This is a genomic window from Paenibacillus sp. J5, assembly GCF_054955055.1.
Map to the genome: position 1 here is coordinate 106588 of NZ_JBUEDD010000011.1, position 22103 is coordinate 128690.

A 22103-nucleotide genomic window follows, 5' to 3' on the forward strand; every position below is an offset into this window, starting at 1 on the left:
ACATCATACACTAAAAATGTAAGCGTAAACATCAAGCGCAAACGGTCACCGTCGTTCTTAACCACAGCAGCGGCTCGGGAAACACGGCGTCGGCGTCGCGCAGATCAGCATGCTCCCTACGCTAGTGGCAGCAGCCAAACTACCGCACGAGGAAGCGAAGGATACAGCATGCTGGAGAAGTTAAAACAGAGGAGGCACCCCTATGAAAAGAAGAATGGCAACCCTGCTCGCCTTGCTGCTTGTAATCAGTATGCTGACGGCCGCCTGCGGCAGCTCCAACGGCGATTCCGCCGGTACGGAGGGCTCCGGCTCGCTCACCCTGTATTACTCACACGCAGCCGACTGGTCTGACCCGATCGTCAAGGAATTTCAGGAGAAGACCGGCATTACCGTTAATCTGGTTGGTGCAGGCACGGGAGAGCTGGTCGCCCGCATTCGGGCTGAACAGGCGAACCCGCTAGGAGATGTGCTGTGGGGCGGCTTCGTAGATGGCTATGCCGTCGTAGACGATCTGCTGGAGCCTTACGAGAGCACAGAGCTGGCTAGTCTGATCCCGGAGGCGAAGAGTCCGAACCATACCTGGTACGGGTTCAACCTGGAGCCGATGGTCATCGTCTACAATCCGAAGCTCGTCAAGGATGAGGATGCGCCTCGATCCTGGGAGGATCTGACGGATTCCAAGTGGAAGGGGAAGATCGCCCATGCCGATCCGGTGAAGTCCGGCTCCTCCTTCACGGCGGTCGTTAATATGATCCTGTCCAAGCCGACTCGCGAGGACGGGATGGAATTGATCAAGCGGTTCGTGGATAACCTCGACGGCAAGCTGATCAGCAGCTCCTCCGGCACCTTCAAGGGTGTATCGGATGGCGAGTACAGTGTCGGTGTTACCTACGAGCAAGGCGCGCTGAAATATCTCGAATCCGGGGCTGACCTCAAGATCGTCTATCCGAGCGACGGCAACACCTTGCTGACCTCTGGCCTTGCTATCGTCAAGAATGCCAAAAACATGGAGAACGCGCAAAAATTCGTTGATTTCCTGCTCAGCAAGGAGACGCAGTCACAGATTGGCGGGATCTACCGTCGCACAGTGCGGACAGATGTATCGGAGCCGGAGGGCATGGCACCGCTCGATCAGCTCAACAAGATTCCGTATGACATGGAATGGGTGATTGCCAACAAAGAGATGATCACGAAGAAGTGGAAGGAATTTGTCGTCGGGCAATAACATGTTCAGCAGGCTGTGGGCATCAAGCCTAACGGAATGCGGCGAGTACAGGCTGGCTGCCCGCCAATCCGTCTTGCCCTGCTTGCAGATCGCTTCAAGCTCATAATAACGGGAGGTGCGAATATTCGGCAAGCAGGTGTCGCGGTCTGCCACAGTCTGCCGCGGCATCCCGGCTCCTGCATCGCCGGAAGCCGCCTCCCCAACCAGATAAGAGGTGAAGGTATAGATGAGCCACCGTGTTACGATTCGCAAGGTAACCAAGAAGTATGGCGACCATATTGCAGTTAACGGCATTGATTTCTCCATTAAGGAAGGCGAATTTTTCACGATTCTCGGCCCATCCGGCTGCGGCAAAACGACCCTGCTGCGCATGATCGCGGGCTTCAATTCCATCGAGAGCGGCGAGATCTACTTCGATGATCAGGTCATCAATGATATTCCAGCCTACAAGCGAAATATCGGGATGGTGTTCCAGAACTACGCCATCTTTCCCCATATGACGATTCAAAATAATGTGGCTTACGGCCTCAAGGCCCGCCGACTCTCCAAGAAGATCATCGCCGAGCGCGTGGACGAGATGCTGGAGCTGATGCATATCCGCCAGTATAAGGATCGCGACCCGTCTCAGCTTAGCGGCGGACAGCAGCAGCGGGTTGCGCTAGCAAGGGCGCTCGTGATTCACCCCGTTATCCTGCTGATGGATGAGCCCCTGAGCAACCTGGATGCCAAGCTGCGGATTCAGATGCGGATCGCCATCAAGAAGATTCAGAAGGACATGAATATTACGACGATCTATGTGACGCATGATCAGGAGGAGGCGCTCGCGATGTCTGATCGGGTAGCGGTCATGAACGCCGGCATCGTCGAGCAGATCGGCACACCGCAAGAGATCTACTCGAAGCCGGCCACCTCCTTCGTCGCAGGCTTCATCGGCACATCCAACTTCATGAAGGCCGAGATGCTCCCGCTTGGAGACGGCACCTGTACGGTGGTCATTGAAGGCATGTCCTCGCTCAATGTGCCGATTGCCAAGGAACGCCGCGGCCCGGTTGATGCTGCGATCCGTCCCGAGGATCTGTACATGACAGAGCGTGTGGATGGCGAGCTGCGGGGTGTGATTAGCATGGTGACCTTCCTTGGCGACTATATCAGCTATGAGGTCATGCTGAACAGCGGCACGGTCGTTGAGGTGAATGAATACGCCAAGGATACAGATCATCTGCGCAGCATGGGCGATAAGGTCAGTCTGGCCTTCAACCCCGCGCGCCTGCATCTGTTCGACTGTGACACGAAGGAGGCGCTGCGATGAGCAAGCCCGTCATCTCTCCGCCGGAACGCTCCGTGCGCTCCGGTCTGAAGCTGAGACTGCCCTCCTTCTGGCTTCTCGTCATTATTATTTTGCTGGCGCTGATGATTCTGTTTCTGGTCTACCCGTTCTCCTCGCTCTTCCTCAAGAGTCTGTACCACCCGGAGACGGGCAAGCTGTCGCTCATTCACTTTCAGGAATTTTTTCAGACCAAATATTATTTGGATACCTTGAAGCACAGCCTGACCGTATCGGCTGTCACGACGTTACTGGCTACCTTGATCGGAGTGCCGCTCGCCTATGTGATGACACGCTTCAACGTATGGGGCAAGGCGGCAATCAACATTATGATTATTCTGTCGCTGCTCTCGCCGCCCTTCATTGGCGCCTATTCCTGGATATTGCTGCTCGGGCGCAATGGCTTCGTCACCCGGATGTTCGAGCAGATCGGCATTACACTGCCGACCATCTACGGCTTCTATGGCATGATTCTTGTCTTCACGCTCAAGCTGTTCCCCTTCGTCTATCTGTACGTTGCCGGGGCGCTTAGCAATATGGACAGCTCACTAGAGGAGGCGGCTGAGAATCTGGGCATGTCCCGCATGCGCAAGCTGCTGACGCTTACCTTCCCGGTCATTATGCCTACGATCAGCGCTGGTGCGCTGGTGGTCTTCATGACCTCACTGGCCGACTTCGGGACGCCCCTGCTGATCGCCGAGGGCTATAAGGTACTGCCGGTCGTGGTCTACGAGGAGTATATGAGCGACATCGGCGGCAATGTCTATCTGGCGAGCACGCTCAGTACGGTGATTGTCCTGTGTGCGCTGCTGGTGCTGTTCGTGCAGAAGTATGCCATCTCGCGCAAGAACTATCGCATGAGCGCGCTGCGCCCGCCTGCTGTGCAGAAGCTGCAGCCGCTTGGGCGCACGCTGCTGACAGCCGCCGCGTTCCTGATCTCATTGTTCGCGGTTACGCCGCAGATCGTGGTCTTCATCACCTCCTTCATCAAGACGCGCGGGCCCTTGTTCGTCAGCGGCTTCAGTCTTGATAGCTACAGGACGATTGGCTTCAAGCTGGCGCGTAATATCGGCAACACGTTCTATTTCGCCAGCATCGCCATCCTGATCATGATTATTGTCGGACTTCTGCTCTCCTACGTGGTTGTGCGGCGCAAAACATGGGTGACGTCTCTGCTCGATTCCCTGGCCATGTTCCCGTATGTCATCCCTGGCTCCGTGCTGGGCATCGGGCTGGTCATGGCCTTCAACAAAGGCCCGCTGATGCTGACGGGCACGGCAGCGATCATCATCATCGCCTATGTCATCCGCAAGCTGCCGTTCATCCTGCGCTCCAGCACGGCGATTCTGTATCAGATCGATCCGAGCATTGAGGAGGCCTCGATTAGTCTGGGGGTGCCGCCGATGCGCACATTTTTCAAGACGACCGCATTCCTCATGCTGCCCGGCCTGTTCGCCGGTGCCATCCTGAGCTGGGTACAGACGATTAATGAGCTGAGCTCGACGATTATTCTGTTCTCCGGGCAGACAGGCACCATCTCGGTCGCGATCTTTACTGAAATCTTCAAGGATAGCTTCGGCACGGCCGCCGCGCTGGCCTCCATCTTGTCGGCAGCGACTGTCGTTTCCCTGCTGCTGTTCAACAAGTTCTCCGGCGGCCGCAGCGTGCTGATGTAAAATATGACAGTGAGGAGAACGCCAATGCATGCTATGATGATAGAAACCGTCTCTCTCGTCCTTCAATGTGGCGAATATGTCCGCAATGCTTGCAAGCATCTGAAGATTGAGGAGAAGGGCTTTGCCAACTACGTGACCAACATCGATATGAGCGTCCAGCATCAACTGGAGGAAGGGCTGTCCGCTCTGTCTCCCGAAAGCGCATTCATCTCCGAGGAAAATGCAGACAACGATTACGGAGCGATCGGCTCGCGCTGGATTGTCGACCCGATCGACGGCACGACCAATCTCATTCACGGCTACCCGCATGTTGCCATCTCGGTCGCCCACTACAGCCTGGGGCAACGCTTCGGCATCATCTATAACCCGTTCAACGGCGAGCTGTTCACTGCGCTTAGCGGGCAGGGCGCCTTCCTGAACGGCCAGCCGCTGCACGTGTCCGAGCATACCGCGCTGGAGCAATGCATCATCGGCTTCGGCCTGCCCTATGACCGCGCCAAGAGCGCGCCGATGCTCGCCGCGGTCGGCAAGGTCTATGCCGCTTGCCAGGACATGAAGCGCAAGGGGCCCGCCTCGCTCGATCTGGTCTATGTCGCCGCCGGGCGGCTGGACGGCTACTTCGAGCAGGATCTGAAGATCTGGGACATCGCTGCCGGCCTGGTGCTGCTGGAGGAGGCGGGCGGGCAAGCCAGCGACTGGCAAGGGAACAAGCTGGATGCCAATCTGGCCATCACTGATCTCGCCGCCAGCAATGGGGCGATTCAGCAGGAGCTGCTGCAGCGGCTCTGAACCATCGCGATTGCTAATGGAGGCCCCAGGCAGGGCTATATCATTCATAAGCTCCCATCCTAGAAGCGCCGCCGCGTTCGGCGGCGGCCTGACCGCTTGATGGCAGGCCGCACCGGACTGCGGCTCTGAGGCGTCTTCCGCCGCATAAGGAGGCCGCGCGCATGAACCGACCCATCAGCTTCTACTCCAAGCTGCTCCTCTTCTTCCTGCTGGTCAGTGTCATTCCGCTGGTCATTATCGGCGCGATCACCTATGGCTTCTCCAAGCGCTTCTTTCAAGAGCAATATAGCATGCAGACTCAGCAGAAGGTGGCCGCCATCTCGGAGCGGTTCGACCTGTTGGCTGAAGAGTACCGCACCATCCTGGGCACACTCAGCGATCTGCCGGAGGCTAGGCAAGCGCTGATCAGCGGCGATGACCACCAGCGCAAAAACATCGAGCAGCGCATGCATCTGCTGCTCGCGGGCAAGAAGCATAAGCCCGCGCTCTATATCATCCGCGCAGATGGCAGCCTGCACTTCTCCACCAGCCCCCTGCCCGCCATGTATTATCCGCAGAAGCATCGCGGCTGGGGAATCTTCCGCACGGCTCATCGCCAGGAAGGGGAGATGCAGGTCTACCCCCAGACGTATGAGGCGCCAGGGCGCGGAAGGGTCGTCCTCAGTCTGGTGCAGACGGTGCATAGCAGCTCGGGGGCGGTGCTGGGCTATATGATCGTCGATGTCACGCGCAGCCATCTGCTTGATCTGATCAGTGCAGATGATACCCCCTACGCGATGGACTTTATCGTCATCGACGAGCACGGGTTCACGCTAGTCGATACCCGCTACCCCGAGCGGGAGGGCACGCTGCGCCGCGCCGCTGATGAGCCGGGCAGCAACTGGCTGTCGCAGAGCGCCCTGTCCACCGGACTTACGCTGCGCACGGTTGCCTTTTCCCCGGATACGCTGGTGAGACAGAGCATCGGCTACATTCAACTGCTCTTCGTCATCGCCGGGCTGATCAGTCTGCTCATATGCGTCTATTGCGCCTACAGAATATCGAAGTACGTCTTCAAGCCGGTGAACGAGCTGGCCTATGCGATGAAGCGCATTACGATGGGCGATCTGTCCACGCGGATCGAGTCGAACCGCAAGGATGAATTCGGCATCGTCGGCAGCGGCTTTAATTCGATGGTCTCACAGATTATCGACCTGATCGCCAGCGCCAAGGAGGAGCAGCAGCGGCTGAGGATCGCGGAGATGAAGGCGCTGCAGGCACAGTTGAACCCGCATTTTATCTACAATACACTCGATCTGATCAAGTGGAATGCGAAGCTGAATAAGACCAAAGAAGTCAATCTTATCGTCGTCCAGTTGGCCAAGCTGCTTCGCGGCATGATTCATGTGGATGAGGAGGAGACGACGCTCGGCTCGGAGATGGACTTGATCGAGAACTACCTGTACATTCAGCGAATTCGCTTCGAGGACCGGCTATTTCTGGACATTCGTGTCGATCCCGGCATCCGCGACGCTCGCATCCCGCGGCTGCTGCTCCATCCGCTCGTCGAGAACGCTATTGTTCACGGCTTCGAGAATCAGAGCGGCAACGTCTATCTCAGCATCTCCGCAGTCGCGGCAGATCAGGAGATTGAGTTCGAGATTGCGGATAACGGCGCTGGCATCCCGCCGGAGCTGCTGGAGCGCATCCGCAGCGAACAGCATCAGGATGGGATTGGCATCAGCAACGTTCACAAGCGTATTCAGCTCTACTATGGCGAAGCCTGCGGGCTGAGCATCGAGAGCGCGCCAGGGCAAGGGACACGCATCAGCTTCCGCGCGCCCTACCGGAGATTCGACGAGAGGAGTGAAGCTAGTGCTCAAGGTGATGGTCATTGAAGATGAGCTGACATTGCGCAAGGGGCTGGTATGGACGACGCCCTGGGATACCTTCGGCTGTGAGGTCGTTGGGGAGTGCGCAGATGGAAGGGAGGGAGCGGAGCTGATTCGCAAGCTGCAGCCAGACATTGTCGTCACCGACATTCGTATGCCAGGCTTGACTGGCATCGAGATGATGCAGGAGGTGCGGACAGTGGTGGATACGGAATTCATCTTCATTACGGGCTACAGCGACTTCAAGTATGCCAAGGCCGCCATCGACCTGGGTGCGCAAGGCTTCATCCTCAAGCCGATCGATGATGAGGAGCTGGAGGCGATCCTGCTCAAGGCGTCGGACGCTGTGCGCCGCAAGAAGCGTTACGATCTGGCGATGGCGACACAAGCGTCCGGCATTCCCGAGCTCTACGGAAGGCTGGCTTCCTATGAGAATGGACGACCCAATGACCGTTACCTGCAAGCGGCCATCGACTATATCAACTGCCATATCGAGCGCAATTTCTCGCTCAAGGATATTGCTGATCATCTGTACATTAGCGAGAGCTACCTGAGCAAGCTGTTCAAGAGCAAGACCTCCTACACCTTCTTGGAATATTGCACGCATCATCGGCTCAAAAAAGCAGCCGACCTGCTCACTGACCCCGCCATCAAAGTATACGAGGTCGCCGAGCGGGTCGGCTATCCCGACTCACGCTATTTCAGCACACTATTCAAGAAATGGACCGGCCTCACCCCGACCGAGTTTCGCAGCTATTACATGCAGGAAGCGTGAAACGCCAAAAAGCATCGTTCCAGAATCTTCATGAAGGATTCTTACGATGCTTTTTGTTAATATAGGCAAGGAAAAAACTAAATTAATTCATTGTTGTGCAGAATACCTAATATAAATTCATACGCGGGATTCCCTATGTAACCTTCTTCGGGTGAGATTCCCTTAAATATGATCAGTTGATGTAACATCTTTTCACTTAAACCTTGTAAAGTAAACGAAGAAATATACTCCCCATCTTCACTTTCGAGTACAAGTTGCAGGAAATGCCCCTCTTGAATATCTCTCCAAAAAAGCTCAGATGCTCTGATCTCAGATTGTGATGATGTAGGCTCCATAGCATTGCGTTGCCTTACTTCAGCATGCATTCTTCGTTCGTCATCATTAAACAAAGTTGAAAGAATTGTACTATCAGATTACATGTTAACTCAGGGCCAACTGGAGTTACATACCCACCAGCTACTCTCGCTACTTCTGCTGCTAGGGAGTAATTTCTGGACCAAACATCCTCTCCATTTACCAATATGGGATTAACAAGCCTTGCAGTCGCCTGTGATAATGTTACTGAATTTCCAATCCAAAGTTTCCCCTGCATGATCTTGGCCATGTAATGATCATATCGACTATCGTTTCTTAACGACGCTGCAATTTCAGAAGAAACCACATATGCTACACCACCAATCATAACTGCTAATGCCGCAGCTAGCAAATGCGAAAGCAGCCATTCACCTATAATTACACCAATAGGGACAAACCAAACCAAAGAAGCCTGTAATTTATCTTGTTCAATTAAGTAAATCTGGCCTGACCTAATTCGTTATCACGGAAGGACTCTAGAAATGTCTCAAGTCTAGGATAATCATCAATATGTTCTATTCGGACCGTTTTCGGAATACGTCTGCAATTGAGGCATTTTATAAATGAGATCACAACCCCATGTCATTATTGACTAGCTGTTTAGCTGACTTTAATTTCTATTTTATTGTTCAATTTCACTAGCGTCCCATTGTTATCACTTTAACATTCATAATATTCTGTTTATTTAAGCTTTGGAAAATAAAAAAATCCTTTACAATGGATTAGAAAGGTAAACCTGTCCTTAAATCCATTGAAAAGGATATCAACACTATATTGTATTTTCTATATTAAGTAAATTAACCGCACTGATCTGTACAAAAATGTTTATGCAGCCTCACCACAACCGTCCCACTACCCCTTCACCGCGCCTAGCATTACCCCATTTACAAAATAACGCTGCAGCCATGGGTACACGATGAGAATGGGCACCGTTGCGAACACGACGCTGGCCGCCTTCAGACTCTCCGGCACCATCTTGCCCATCTGAGCACCCTCCAGCTTCATCAGATCGGTGACCATGTTGTTCTGAATCATCTGATACAGCTTGAGCTGGATCGGGTACAGCTCAGGACTGTTAATGTAGAGCAGCGTATCCGTAAAGCCATTCCACCGTCCAACCGCATAGAACAGACTCAGTGTCGCAATGACGGGCAGCGACAGCGGAATGATTAGGTGAAGCAGGGTGCGAAAATGACTGCTGCCGTCAATCTCCGCCGATTCCTCCAAGCTTTCAGGGATGCCCTTGAAGAAGGAGATCATAATGATCAGGTAGAACGGGTTGATCAGCCCCGGCAGCACCAGTGCCCAGATCGAATCAAGCAGATTCAAGTTGCGAATCAGAATGTACTCGGGAATGATGCCGCCCGAGAAAAACATCGTGATCATAACGATAAACATGAACACCTGACGTCCCTTCAGATTGCGCTTGGACAACGGGTAGCCGATCGCAATCGTCATCATCATGCACAGCGCGGTGAAGATGGCGGTTAGCATAATTGTGAAGCCAAGCGCGCGGATCATCGACTGATCTGTGAACACCTTCAGATAAGCATCCAGCTCGAACTCTACCGGCAGCAGATTCACACTGCCGGACAAGATCGCTGGCGCAGAGCTGAAGGAGATGGCAACAATATGAACGAACGGGGCCAGACACAGCAGTGTGCATACAAGCAGCACCACGAAATTGACGCCATCAAAAATCTTATTGGCCGTATGCTCTTTCATCGGCACTCCACTCCTTTCTTCTACAGCAGCACAGCCTGCCGCGGGCGCCGCCGAACCTGTGGTGCGGCAGCGCCCGGGCTGCGCGCTTGCAGGTCTGTGCTACAGAATGCTCTCATCAGTCAGCTTCTTGGACAGGTAGTTCGCGCTTAGCACGAACACCAGTCCGACAACAGCCTGGAACAGCCCGACGACCGTAGCGAGCGTATATTGACCGGATTGCAGGCCGATACGGTAGACGAAGGTGCTGAGCACATCCGCGTACTCGCGGACGGCCAGATTGCCGATAACATACGGACGTTCAAAGCCTATCGTAATCATATGCCCCAGATTGATGATGAGGAGTACGACAATCGTCGGCTTAATGCCCGGCAGCGTCACGTGCCAGATTCGCTTCAGTCTGCCCGCGCCATCGATCTGCGCAGCCTCGAACAGCTCCTTGTTGATCGCCGTCAGCGCCGCCAAGTATATGATCGTGCCCCAGCCCGCGCTCTGCCATACACCGACGAACAGGTACGTAAGCAGCCAGCTCGACTTCTCCGTCAGAAAAGGGATCGCCTCTAATCCGAGCGCCTTCAGCATATTGTTGATCATCCCGGACTGGGTGCCGAACACCTGGTATACGATACCGCCAATGATGACCCAGGAGATAAAGTGCGGGATATACAGAATTGTCTGCGACAGCCGCTTGAACCACTGGTGCCTCATCTCGAACAGCAGGACAGCCAGAATGAGCGGCGCCGGGAATGAGACGAGCAGATCGAGAAAATTGAGCATCAGCGTATTGCGCAATGCGAGATGGAAATCCCGCATCGCGAATACTTCCCTGAAGGCATCCAGGCCGATCCACTCGCTGCCTGTAATCCCTTGAAAAAAGTTGAAATCCTTGAATGCAATCTGAATCCCGTACATCGGGCCATATCTAAAGATTAGAAAATAAGCAATTGGCAGCATTAGCAGCGCATATAGCTGCCAATATCTCCGCATATAGGTGCCCATCGGCCTTCTCCTCCTTCCTGACCACGCAGGCAGTGCCGCGAGCCTACTTCGATTTCATCTCCTCATAGACCGCCTTGCGCTCATCCAGTATCGCCTGGCCGCCATTGCGCATGTAATCCTCCAGCATGGACTCATAGATACTGTCGAACTGATCCGGCTTGGCCATCGTTGTCTTCACGATGATCTCATTGAACTTATCCAGCAGGGCCGTTCCGAATTTGGTCTGCGCCTCGATCGGTCGCGGCATCGGCACGAGCGGGATCGTATCCGTATTGGCAATCTGCTGCGCCTTCGTGACCTGCTCCAGAAACTTCTGCGGGAATTGATACGCACGAGCCTGCAGGTTTTTCTCCAGACTGCCGAACTGCTTGCCGTTGGATACGATGGCCAGATCGCCGACATTGAACATCCGGTTAATCGCTTCCTCTGTCTGATCGTTCTTTGTCACCGGGATGCCATCAACAAGATCGTAGTTCTCGCCCTCTACCCCGTTCTGAATCGTGAACAGTACATCCTCCTGAGCCATCCAGTCGAGATATTGGATCGCCTCCACCGCGCGTTCACTTGATTTTGGTATCATAATATACATCCCGTTTGGTGCATATTGCGGCTTGGCGTAGATTCCTTCCTCATTTTTATATACATCGATCGGTTCGATGACTGCACCCGGCACATTGTTCTGGAGCGAATCATAGGAACCATTCTCATAGAAAATATTGATGTCATCCTCGCTGAAAAATCCTAGCTTGCCTGTCGCTATATCCTCGCCCAGCTTCTTCTTGTCCTTGTCCAGCCCAAAATCACGGCTCATCAGCCCCTCGTTATAGAGCTTGTTCATGAATCGCAGTCCATCCTTAAACCCTGGCAGCAGCACAGGGTACTCGTTCGAGCCTAGCTGCTGGGTCAGCGTGTAGCGCTCCTCCTCCGTGAGAGGCTTGATGAAGCTCCACAGCAACGGCTCGTACTGAGCAGATGCTATCGTCATTCCCATCGGGATGACCTGGCCCCCGGTAGCGCCTGGGTCCTTCTCCTTGAACGCCTTGAGCGTCTCGTACAGCTCGTCAGCATTTTGCGGGATGGGCAGGTTCAACTTCTCGAGCCAGTCCTTGCGGATGAAGGAGGCATACTTGCCAGTATTCGAGCGTCTCGCTGGAATGGCGAACTGCTTGTTATCGTATTTCCCATAGTCCAGCACATCGTCACCCAGCAGCTTCTTCAGGTTCGGCCCATGCTGGTCCAGCAGCTCCTTCAAGTCGGTCAATCCATCCTGCTTCGCATAGCGATTGAACGTATTGGTGTCATAGGTGAATACAATATCTGGAACGCCGCCGCCGCTGGCCATCAGCACATTCAGCTTTTCGACCTCCTCGGAACGAGGCACCGGCACATACTGCACGTCGATGCCGCGTGGAGCTCCGAAGTTCTCCTGAACCCAACGCGACCAGTAGTTGTCGGTAATCGTGTAGCCCTTGGGTGAATTCCCCCTGTCGAATATTTCCACCTTCAAGGTTACCCGTTCCTTCTCCCCTGCATTACTGCCGCCCCCTTGCGTTTCCGGCTTGGAGGAGCACGCTGCCAGCAGCAGTGAGCAGATTAGTGCAATGGCGATTGCCGGCATGGCTTTGGTCTTCCGTGATGGTGTCGCGGTGTTGTGTTGATGGACGTCCTTCATTGTCCCAGCCCCTTTATCTATCCGAATTTATCCCCGGCAGCGCTCTTGCCTATGATCCGTATTGTGCCGGAAGCGTAAGTGAGCTATCCGCTTACCGCCTCCATTTCTGGAACACACTAGGATAGTATGCGCTTTCAACGCTAAGCAGCCAGCCCTGCCTGGAATGACCACAGTATGACATGGCTGGCGAACAACGGGCAATAAACATGTTTCCACGCGCTAAACCTTTTTGCTCTTGGCTTTACGCTGCTGATCGGACGGGCGGGATAAACCGGTTTCGTGCACTACACCTTTTTCGCATAAGGCTCAGACGGGGTCATTCCTAGCTTGCGAAACTCACCAGGGGTAACACCTACCACCCGCTTAAACACTCGGCCAAATGTAATGGCATTCGCATACCCTACCTCTGTCGCGATCTCCTGCACGGGCCGCGCCGTCGATGCCAGTAGCTGCTCCGCATGCATGATACGCAGACGAATTAGAAAATCTACAAATTTCATATTGAATTCTTCTTTGAACAGATAAGACGCATACTTGGGCGAGATCTGGAATCGGTCGCTCAGATGATTCAGGGACAAGTCCGGGTTCTGAAAATGCTCCTCGATATAGCCGCGCATCTCCGTTACCATCGCACGATGGTTTTTCGTCTCACACATCGCCACATACGTTCTGTACAGCTCTGTCATATAATCCTGACATACGGTTGAAAGTTGATCGAGTGTACCGACTTCCTCAAGTGCTCGCTTCCACAGCTCGGCCTTCTCCCCCTGGATATACGTTCTCAGCTCTTCCGACAGGTGTCCCAGCTCTGTCCCCAGCATCTCCAGCAGCGTGTGCAGCAGCAGACGAATCTCCTCATCCTTCAGACGCTCTTCCCTGACCCGTTGCATCAATTGCTCCAACTGCTCGCGCCACTCCCCTGTCGACAACCGGAATTCACGGACGATGCTTGACGCCAACTGCAGATGACGATACCAACTGCCCTCAATATGGCGTGGCAGATCATCGCTCATCACGACCGTTTCCCGTCCAAGCGCCAGCTTATGCCTCATGACCTGCGTCGCCTCCTTGCATGAGGCGTTCATCTCCTGAAGCGGTACGAGCGGCCCGATGCCGAACAGTAGTCCCATTCGCAGATATTCCCGGATCCAGTCGGCACCCGCCGACGCAAATCTGCCGATATCCGCCTTCACCGCTGCCGCTCCCCCTGTGCCCCGATGACCGATCATAATGCCGATACGGCGGTCTCCCGTCCATTCCACCCAGCCCTCCATCTGCTCGCCGCGCGCCAGCTCCTGCAGCACATTGACGATCGCGAACTTGAGTGCCGCCTGGTCGCGGTCCGTGAAGTCCTGCGTGAATGCGGTATACTCATTTAACTCCACAGCTACATAAGCCCACTTATCCAAGGCCGCCGCCCCATGTGTTGGATACAGCTTGAGATGAGCGAACTGTTGCAGCAGATCGCCCTTGGCAATCCCCTCGGTCAGATCAACAAACAACTGCCGCCTCGTGACGAGCAGGTTCTCCCGCTGCTGCTTCTCGTAGTCCACCGTCTGCTGGATGAGCCCCTCTAGCGTCCGATCGATCTGGCTTAGCTCGTCCAGCCTCATCCCGAAGCTATCATGCCTTAGCTGAATCGACTCAATCCGGTTCATCATGACCCGGATCGGCTTATAGTTGCGGCGCGTAATATAGATAATGTAGAAGCCGGCGAACAACACGGTTCCGATGCCGATCGCAATCCACACATAAGAGATGACGGACACCCACATGAACAACTGACCTCCGACAATACCACTCTCGAAGTGCCAGCCCGTCAATTCAGATTGCACGACATTCAGCACACTTTCTCCAGAGCGAATCTCGCCCCCCTCCACCGCCCGTGTGGAGAACAGCAGCTTACCTTGGTCATCTCGAATGTTCAGGAAGGACAGCTCCTGATTGTTCATGGAACGGATCAATTGTCCGATGGCATATACGTCCGCATTAATAAACAGCAACCCATCCGTACCAAATGGCAAGGGCTCCGGCTTATACATTGTGATCACTTCTTTAGGCAGTTCGTTACTGAACTCCTTAAAGTCCCGAATCGTAGACCAGCGGCTGTAATGGCCGAGCCGCTCCGCCTCCGCAACAAAATCCCGGTCTGCGAAGTGCTTTAGGTCCTCAAGCCCGCTACGCGTCAGCACACGTTGATCAGCCCGACGATACAGATAGACCGAGTGGATCAGACTGTCATTGACAGTCAACTGGCGCAATCTGGACGCCGCCTCGAAGACACCCTGCGTCGCATCTTCTCCCGCGGAGCCTTGCAGGAAACGGCGGAACAGCTCATTCTTCTCCATGTCCTCCAGAATGCCCAGCTCCATGCCGCGCAACGACCGATCGACCGCATCGACTACATATTCCGTAGAGATCCGGTCTGCCTTCACCGTCTCCTGATGCGAGATTTCATTGAGTATGGTGAAGGACAGGAAGACGAGAATCGTAACCGTGAATAAAAAAATCGGAAAATAGGATAGCAGCATGCGATAATACCAGTTGGGCTTCCTCACAGTTCCACTCCTCTTTCCTGCAGAATTCAACTTCCTATCTTGTTAAGCTACCGCATGAAACGGACCTTTAATATTATAGGAAAGCGCTTTCCTTTATTGTAAGAGAAATGCTGGCTTTATTCAATGACCAACCCTGATATTCATCGATTCCCCCTCCACGCCAAACAAGCCCTCCACCAGCGTACATCGCCAGTGGAGAGCTTGCCATTCATTAGCCAGCTCCTTTAGAGAGCTAGAGCTAATCTGCTTATTTGCCGTCCTTAATTCCTTGATCCTGCACGTATTGCAGCCATTGCTTTTTGTACTCTTCCTGAATCTTGTCAAGTCCGGCTTGCTTCGCCTTCTCCATGAAGGTATTCAAGCCTTCATCGATATTTTTGACCAGACCGGCATTAAGCGGGAACAGATATTGCTTCTCGACCTGCTCCAGCGCTGCGCGCTCTGCCTGGTAGGATGTGTAGTCCTCAGCAAAACCAGTGAATTTGTCCGGTACTTGAATTTTGTCCAGCTCGTCGAAGATGGCCTTCACGCCGTCATAGTTTTTGTCGAACAGCATGTACTCTGGGTTACGCCATGCCCAACCATTCATGCCCTCGCGCGCGAAGCCATTGGAGTTAGCATCGCCAAGCATGGAATAGTAGCCGTCCTTAACTTCATAGTTCTTGCCTTCAATACCGTATTGCGTCAATTGATTGTAGCGTTTGTCGGTTACCATCTTCTCGTAGAACGCCAGAGCGCGCTCTGCATTTTTGCTGCTTGTCGGAATCGCAAATCCGTTATGAATCGGGTGAACTGGAGTCGCCAGTCCATTCGTCAGCGGGAATGGATGATAAGCCAGCTTCCAATCTGGATGTGTTGTCTGGATTTTGATCACCATGTCATTGAAGCGGTTCGGATTGTCACCCAGAATAGCGGATGCCTTGCCGCTCGTGATCTGATCTTGCAGTGTATCCTTCACAGCCAGCACGTTTTTCACCATATAGCCATTATCCTGCCAACGCTTGAGCGTTACGAGGTCCTGCTTCTGCTCATCCGAGCCCCAGTAGCTGTATACTTCCTTAGGTGTCTCATAACGAACGCCCAGTCCGTAAGGCAGCGCGCCGATCGGATCATGAGCGATGCCTCTGAAGCGATCCATCAGGTTTGTTTTCACATCCGAGTTCATGGACAGCGGAGTCATCGTTGGTTCGTTCTTTTTGATGCCATCCAGGTATTGCTCGAACGTTTCCAGGTCTACCGGCTTCGGCAGGTTGTACTTCTCACGCAGATCCTCGCGCCATACGAAGCCATCTGTTACGTACTCCTTATAAGTTGCTGGGACGGTGAAGATTTTGCCGTCGATTTTAACCGCTTCCCACATATTTTCCGGCACGAAGGAATACAGCGTTGGAGCTGCTTTAGGCAGCAGTTCATCCAGTGGCTGGAAGGCACCCTTCTTCGCATAGGATTGGTACTGCGTCCACTCGGCAGTGAAGATCAAGTCCACCTGTTGACCGGAGCCGAGCAACAGCTTGTATTTTTGATCCCAATCTGTCCATGAGGTGTAGTTGAATTTGACCGTTGCGTTCAGATCCTGCAGCGCCATCTTGTTGATCTCGTCCTGAATGATAGCCAGGTCCTTCGGCGCATCGCCCAGCATGTAGAATTGCAGCTCCACCTTCTTGGATGTGTCGATACCCGTTGCCGAGTTGCCCTCGGAAGCGCTTCCTGAATTAGCAGGGGTGTTATTTTCCTTCGGTGTATTCGTGCTGCCTGTGCTTCCGCTGTTGCCGCCTGAGCAGGCTGCCAGCACGGAAATGAGAAGCATAAGAGTGAGCATTACGTTTACTGCGCGCATCGTTGTCTTTCTCATATGAATCCTCCCTTTTTTTGGTGGTTCTTTCATCTATGTTAGCCAGTACGGGGGCAGCGCCCCCGCCCGGTTCTAACCTAACCTTTGACAGCCCCGATCGTTAATCCCTTCACGAAGTAACGTTGCACGAAAGGATACAAGAACAGAATCGGGCCGGTAACGATCAGCGACATCGCCATCTTCATCGACTCGGTCGGCATGTCGCTGCCGAGCGATACGCCAGTGCCTGCACCCATCTGGGCAAGGAAGCTCATCGCGTTGATAACATTGTACAGATAGTATTGCAACTGGTACTTCGACGTATCATTAATGAACAGGGACGAAGAAAACCAGTCATTCCAGTAGTTCAGAGCCAGGAACAGGCCTACGGTTGCAATGCCTGGCAGCGACAGTTGGAGCACAATGCGACTATAGATTGTGAAATCATTGGCGCCGTCAATTTTGGCGGATTCAACGATTTCATCGGGTACAGCGGAACGAATAAAGTTCTTCATTAGAATAATCAGGAACGGTGTCATAAGCCCTGGATAGATGAGCACAGTCAGCGTATCCGTCAATTGCAGATATTTGGTAATCAGGATATACCAAGGAACCAATCCGCCGCCAAACAGCGTTGTAAAGTAGATAAAGAATGAGAAGAAGTTGCGGTACTTAAAGTCTTTGCGCTGGAGCACATAGCCTGCCATTGTCATGAGGAACAGACCAAGCGTTGTTCCGACAACAGTCGTCGTAATCGTCACACCATAGGCTTGCAATACCTGCTTCGGGAACTTGAAGATCGTCGTGTAGCCCTCCAGCGAGAACACGGTCGGGATCAGGTTGTAGCCATCTCGTATTATGGCCTCATTTTGTGTAAATGACGCCGAGATGATCAGCAAGAACGGGAACAGGCACGCGACCGAGGTAATGATTATGACCACGTAAGCAATCAGCCGGAACCAGATCATATATTGGTCGTCTTTTATTTTCATCGCATAAAGCCTCCTGTATGAATAATCACTTAGAACAGCGCATACTCGTCATTAATTTTCCGGATAATATAGTTTACCGTCATAATCAGGACGAATCCGAACAGCGATTGGTACAATCCCGCTGCAGTGGACATCCCAATATCGAAGGTTACCTTGAGTGAACGGTACACATAGGTATCGAGTATGTCTGTCGTATCATACAGCATGCCATTGTTGCCTACGAGTTGATAGAACAAGTCGAACTGGCCCTTCATAATGCTTCCAAGCGCGAACAGGAGCAGCATCACAAACGTATTCTTCAGCATCGGAACGGTGATATACCAGATGCGCTGGAATATGTTTGCCCCGTCAATTTTGGCCGCTTCGTAGTACTCTTCACTAATCCCTGTGATGGAGGCAAGGTAGATGACCATGCTATATCCAAGGTTTTTCCACAGGTAGAAGATAATGATGAGGAAGATCCACACCCATGGCGTATTATACACATCCACCGGTTCAGCTCCAAAACGCTCCAGTGTGGAGTTCAGGAATCCGTTCTCATAATTGAACATGTTATAGACGATAACGCTCAAAATAACGAAGGATACAAAATAAGGCAGGAACAGAATGGATTGGGACAGCTTCTTGAACCATTGCATTCTCAGCTCGCTTACCAGAATCGCAAGTACAATCGCCAGCACATTGCCAAGCAGGATGAAGGCCAGATTGTAACCGATCGTATTAATAGTAAGCTTCATGAGGATGCCGGATTGGGCCAGAAACTTGAAATTATCCCATCCGACGAATTGCATATCGAACAGGCTGGTGTTGAACTCGAACCGGGTAAAGGCATAATAGATGCCCAACATCGGCGTGTACGAATTAAGCAGGAAAAATAATATTGTCGGCAGCAGCATGAGAAACAACAAGCGATTCGTCACAAGCTCCTTAATGAATCCATTCTTTTTTAGCATGAGGATGCTTCTCCCTTCTCCTTCACAGCTTCACTCGTCGTGGTTGTCGTGTGTGGCCCGTTGGCCTTGTGCACTTAGTGTACGACAGATGTTCACCCCCCGAATAGAGCAACTATTCAAGAAATGTGAACGAAATGGAGAATTGTTCAGTGAACAAATTGCACCGATATGACAACCACCCAGAACTCCGCACCCGCCTCCGAGAATTCTTGAACGATAGAGTAAAACCCTTGTCCCTAAAGGATTTTAGAGGGTGAACAGCAACTTACTTCACTGATGTACAGATTGTTCACACCCTGTCGGCCTGGTTCGTTCAGTTGAGGTATGCTCTTTTCATTGCGCAGGTTTTTGATTGATGATTATAATAATAAAACATACGCATCCGTTCATCTTGTGAACGAGGGGATCATCGTAGTAAGCGCTATCTTTTCATCTGTACAACATCGGCCAGCAATTCTGTAGAATTCTTTCTATATACGGCTACCGTATTGTATGTTTTGTACAAAGCAAAGGGGGTTATGAGCATGGCAGTACTGCACGTTACACACAACAGGAAATTATATACTCGACTGCTGCTCAGCATTACGCTTTGCATTGTCGTTACTTTGCTGGTGTCTTCTCTATTTTATTTTGTTACCTACACCCGAATTGATCTGAAGAAGGCCTACGAGAGCGATCTGAGCAACCTGCAACAGACGAGCCGCGAAGTGATCAGTATGACGGAGAGCGCTCAGGCCCTTTCCTTTCAGATTTACCGTACCTTCACGATCTCCAAGCTCATGTTCTATACACAGCCGAATATTTATGATGAGACGGCAGCTATGAGCGAATTGAACAACTATATTAGTTCCATTCCGTTCATCGAGTCCATCTATGTGTACAATTCCAAGAATGGACTCTTCTATACAGCTAGACGGGCTGCAGAGGGGGGGACGTTCAGCAAGTCCGAGCTTGCGGATCAGGGTATCCTGGATATTCTGGACAACTTCCAGCAATACCGTCCCTTCTCCCCCATTCCGCGAACGTATGGCGTCCCTACACTTGTCGGGGAGAACAAGGTTGCCGCCTACACCTATCTCGGCTATGATGCCATCGGACGCTCGCAGACCATTAATTCAGCCGTTATTGTGAACATTTCGGCAGAGTGGATGAATAAAGGAATCAGCGCAACTCGTAATGGAGCAGCGGGAATGTCCTACATTCTCGACAATCAGTCGAAGCTGCTGTTGGCCGACACGCTGCTTCCGAAGGAGCTGTCTGCTCAGGATCAGGAATTGCTTCAGAGCAAGGTGAGGGATCAGTCTTCGAATTATATTGTCGCCAACTTTGACGGGGAGAAGTCGCTCATCTCCTTCACTGCTCCCGATTCGCTGGACTGGCAATATGTCCGGGTGACTCCATACAGTACGGTAACGAACGCCGTCTATACAATTCGCAATAATACCTTGCTCATTGCTGTCATCATATTGCTGGCGGGTCTGCTGTTCTCCTGGCTGCTCTCGCGCGTTCTGTACCGTCCGATTCATCAGATCGTCGACAAGGTCCAATCGTTGGAGAATGAGCGCCGCAACAGCTCCTATACGATCAAACAGACCATGCTGCGCAACCTGATTCTGGGCAAGCAATCGATGAATACAGCTTCTCTTATGCAACGGCTCGTGGAGAGCGGGATTACACTGAATCTGGAGGCTCCTTACCGCGTCGTCATGCTGAAAATTGATCAGTTCGACAACTTGAAGGAGACACGCGGAGATGACATCAGTGTGTACAAATTTGCCATCATGAATATTAGTGGAGAGACGTGCATGCAGCACTACCGCACAGAGACCATCGATAGTGATGAGGACAGCGTCATTATGCTAATCAACAGAGTGGATGACACGAACGAGCCTGACGATGCACTGCTTCGTGCATTGCTTGGACAAGTGCAGCAGGCCGTGCAGGAGTATCTGAAGCTCGGACTATCCATCACGTACAGCCCGGAAGCAGCCGATCCTAGCCAACTGCGTGTACTGTATCGACAGGTGAAGGATGCCTCCAGGCATCGACTGTTCTACGGCTGGGGAAGTATGATAGATGCGCAGGCGATCACCGCATTAGAGACCAGGGAATACGTATTCCCTGGGGATAAGGAGCGCAAGATGACCGACGCGCTCATGACCTCCAAGACAGAGGAGGCCAAGAAGCTATTTGAGGAGATTGTTCGCGAGACGGCCAACTATCCGATTCATGTGATGCAGCTCGCCATCTCCCACTTGACGATGACGATTAATAACGTGCTGCACACGCTATACAAGAACAATAATCTCGATGCAGAGGCGAGTGCCAGCATCCAGATTCCGTCCTATGACAGATTCGAGACGTTGGAGGAGCTATGCGAGGTATTCTTTGCCCTGTTCGATGATATTCAGCTCAAGCTGTCCAGCAAGCGCACCACCAAGCAGAGCGAGCTGGTACGCAGAGTCAATGATCTGATTCATGAGAACTTTGACAATGCGGAGCTGTCGCTGAACTGGATCGCCGACAAGCTGGATATGTCCTCTGTCTATCTGAGCCGGATGTACAAGCAACAGACGATGAATGCCATCGTCGACATCATCAATACGGTCAGACTGGAGAAATCGATGGATTACCTGGAGAACAGTACCCTGTCTGTTGCCGATATTGCCCAGAAGAGCGGGTACATGAGCAGCTCTTACTTCCATCGCATGTTCAAGAAGAACTTTGGCGTCACGCCTTCGGATTACCGGAGATTAAAACAGGCAGAACGGGAGACCACTTAATGGGATACTCCCTTCTTCTCCTCCTTGGGCCATAGTGTATAGCTGAAGCTGATAAGAAAATCGATGCCGAGCACGATGGACCACCATTGAATGATCTGAAGGAGATCCGAGGTTCGCTCCGGCTCCCCGACGAGCTTGATTAATATATAGAGGACACCGCAGCCGATCGCCCAGGCGGCGAGATGTCGATACCAGCCGCTTCGCTCACGCTTGGCATGCTCCTTGCCCCACCTTGGCTGCTTTGTCGGCGCAGGCCCGCCGGCAAAGCGCTGAGCGAAGCGTACATCTGCCCAACGAATCATGGAATGGCCGAAGGCGACCGAGACGCCGATGTAGATGGCGGCAAGACCATGCACCAGACTGGCCTCTGCGCCACTGCGCAGGTGAAGGACTGCGGCTGCCAATAATGCCAGATCAATCAATGGCGTACAGATCAACAGCGCTGCTCCAGTGCGAGGAAGGCGCAGCATGTAACGACAGACTAGCCCAGAGAGCACAAACACCCAGAATAACACTTCACAGGCAATAATAAATACAAGCAAGTCGATCACCCCTTTTTAATACACATGTATTATATAA

General features: G+C 52.6%; 16 protein-coding genes. 7 read left to right on the forward strand and 9 right to left on the reverse strand.

The annotated features are described in order from the left end of the window. The first annotated feature begins 202 nt into the window (after positions 1-202). The 6 genes from ACY1JZ_RS19770 to ACY1JZ_RS19795 all read left to right on the forward strand — a co-directional run bounded on the left by ACY1JZ_RS19770 (position 203) and on the right by ACY1JZ_RS19795 (position 7660). Positions 203-1225 (forward strand): ABC transporter substrate-binding protein, encoded by a 1023-nt coding sequence (locus tag ACY1JZ_RS19770; protein ID WP_462630641.1) that lies wholly within the window; start codon positions 203-205, stop codon positions 1223-1225. 226 nt (positions 1226-1451) lie between these two features. Beyond that, positions 1452-2534 (forward strand): ABC transporter ATP-binding protein, encoded by a 1083-nt coding sequence (locus ACY1JZ_RS19775; RefSeq protein WP_462630642.1) that lies wholly within the window; start codon positions 1452-1454, stop codon positions 2532-2534. After that, a complete protein-coding gene (locus ACY1JZ_RS19780) occupies positions 2531-4225 on the forward strand; it encodes an ABC transporter permease (RefSeq protein WP_462630643.1) in 1695 nt (564 codons plus the stop codon). Before ACY1JZ_RS19775 ends, ACY1JZ_RS19780 begins: the two co-directional genes overlap by 4 nt. Before the next feature lie 24 nt (positions 4226-4249). Then, entirely contained in the window at positions 4250-5014 is a 765-nt protein-coding gene (locus ACY1JZ_RS19785) for an inositol monophosphatase family protein (RefSeq protein WP_462630644.1), read from the forward strand. Between the two features lie 161 nt (positions 5015-5175). Next, positions 5176-6891 (forward strand): cache domain-containing sensor histidine kinase, encoded by a 1716-nt coding sequence (locus tag ACY1JZ_RS19790; RefSeq protein WP_462630645.1) that lies wholly within the window; start codon positions 5176-5178, stop codon positions 6889-6891. Continuing rightward, positions 6869-7660, forward strand: a complete 792-nt coding sequence (locus ACY1JZ_RS19795; RefSeq protein ID WP_462630646.1) for a response regulator transcription factor — start codon at positions 6869-6871, stop codon at positions 7658-7660. Before ACY1JZ_RS19790 ends, ACY1JZ_RS19795 begins: the two co-directional genes overlap by 23 nt. A gap of 77 nt (positions 7661-7737) precedes the next feature. On the opposite strand, the gene ACY1JZ_RS19800 is transcribed toward ACY1JZ_RS19795, so the two are convergent. From ACY1JZ_RS19800 to ACY1JZ_RS19835, 8 genes are all read right to left on the reverse strand, one after another. Then, positions 7738-8025: a hypothetical protein gene (locus tag ACY1JZ_RS19800; protein WP_462630647.1), complete on the reverse strand. Its 288-nt coding sequence runs from the start codon at positions 8023-8025 to the stop codon at positions 7738-7740. Positions 8026-8866: 841 nt separating this feature from the next. Continuing rightward, positions 8867-9739 carry a carbohydrate ABC transporter permease gene (locus ACY1JZ_RS19805; protein WP_462630648.1) on the reverse strand — a complete coding sequence of 291 codons (873 nt, stop codon included), beginning with the start codon at positions 9737-9739 and terminating at the stop codon, positions 8867-8869. Positions 9740-9838: 99 nt separating this feature from the next. Continuing rightward, entirely contained in the window at positions 9839-10735 is an 897-nt protein-coding gene (locus ACY1JZ_RS19810) for an ABC transporter permease (RefSeq protein WP_462630649.1), read from the reverse strand. A 43-nt stretch (positions 10736-10778) separates the two neighbouring features. Next, positions 10779-12407 carry an extracellular solute-binding protein gene (locus ACY1JZ_RS19815; RefSeq protein ID WP_462630650.1) on the reverse strand — a complete coding sequence of 543 codons (1629 nt, stop codon included), beginning with the start codon at positions 12405-12407 and terminating at the stop codon, positions 10779-10781. A gap of 284 nt (positions 12408-12691) precedes the next feature. After that, positions 12692-14965, reverse strand: a complete 2274-nt coding sequence (locus ACY1JZ_RS19820) for a helix-turn-helix domain-containing protein (protein WP_462630651.1) — start codon at positions 14963-14965, stop codon at positions 12692-12694. A 247-nt stretch (positions 14966-15212) separates the two neighbouring features. Then, positions 15213-16817, reverse strand: a complete 1605-nt coding sequence (locus ACY1JZ_RS19825; RefSeq protein WP_270167276.1) for an extracellular solute-binding protein — start codon at positions 16815-16817, stop codon at positions 15213-15215. Between the two features lie 77 nt (positions 16818-16894). Beyond that, complete coding sequence (locus ACY1JZ_RS19830; protein WP_462630652.1) at positions 16895-17788, reverse strand: carbohydrate ABC transporter permease; 894 nt, start codon at positions 17786-17788, stop codon at positions 16895-16897. Between the two features lie 29 nt (positions 17789-17817). Further along, positions 17818-18741 carry an ABC transporter permease gene (locus tag ACY1JZ_RS19835; protein WP_270167274.1) on the reverse strand — a complete coding sequence of 308 codons (924 nt, stop codon included), beginning with the start codon at positions 18739-18741 and terminating at the stop codon, positions 17818-17820. A gap of 524 nt (positions 18742-19265) precedes the next feature. Between ACY1JZ_RS19835 and ACY1JZ_RS19840 the strand changes: the two genes are divergently transcribed. Then, positions 19266-21524, forward strand: a complete 2259-nt coding sequence (locus ACY1JZ_RS19840) for an AraC family transcriptional regulator (RefSeq protein WP_462630653.1) — start codon at positions 19266-19268, stop codon at positions 21522-21524. Here ACY1JZ_RS19840 and ACY1JZ_RS19845 read toward each other — a convergent pair. After that, complete coding sequence (locus tag ACY1JZ_RS19845) at positions 21521-22075, reverse strand: hypothetical protein (protein ID WP_462630654.1); 555 nt, start codon at positions 22073-22075, stop codon at positions 21521-21523. The genes ACY1JZ_RS19840 and ACY1JZ_RS19845 overlap by 4 nt on opposite strands. Positions 22076-22103 lie beyond the last annotated feature (28 nt).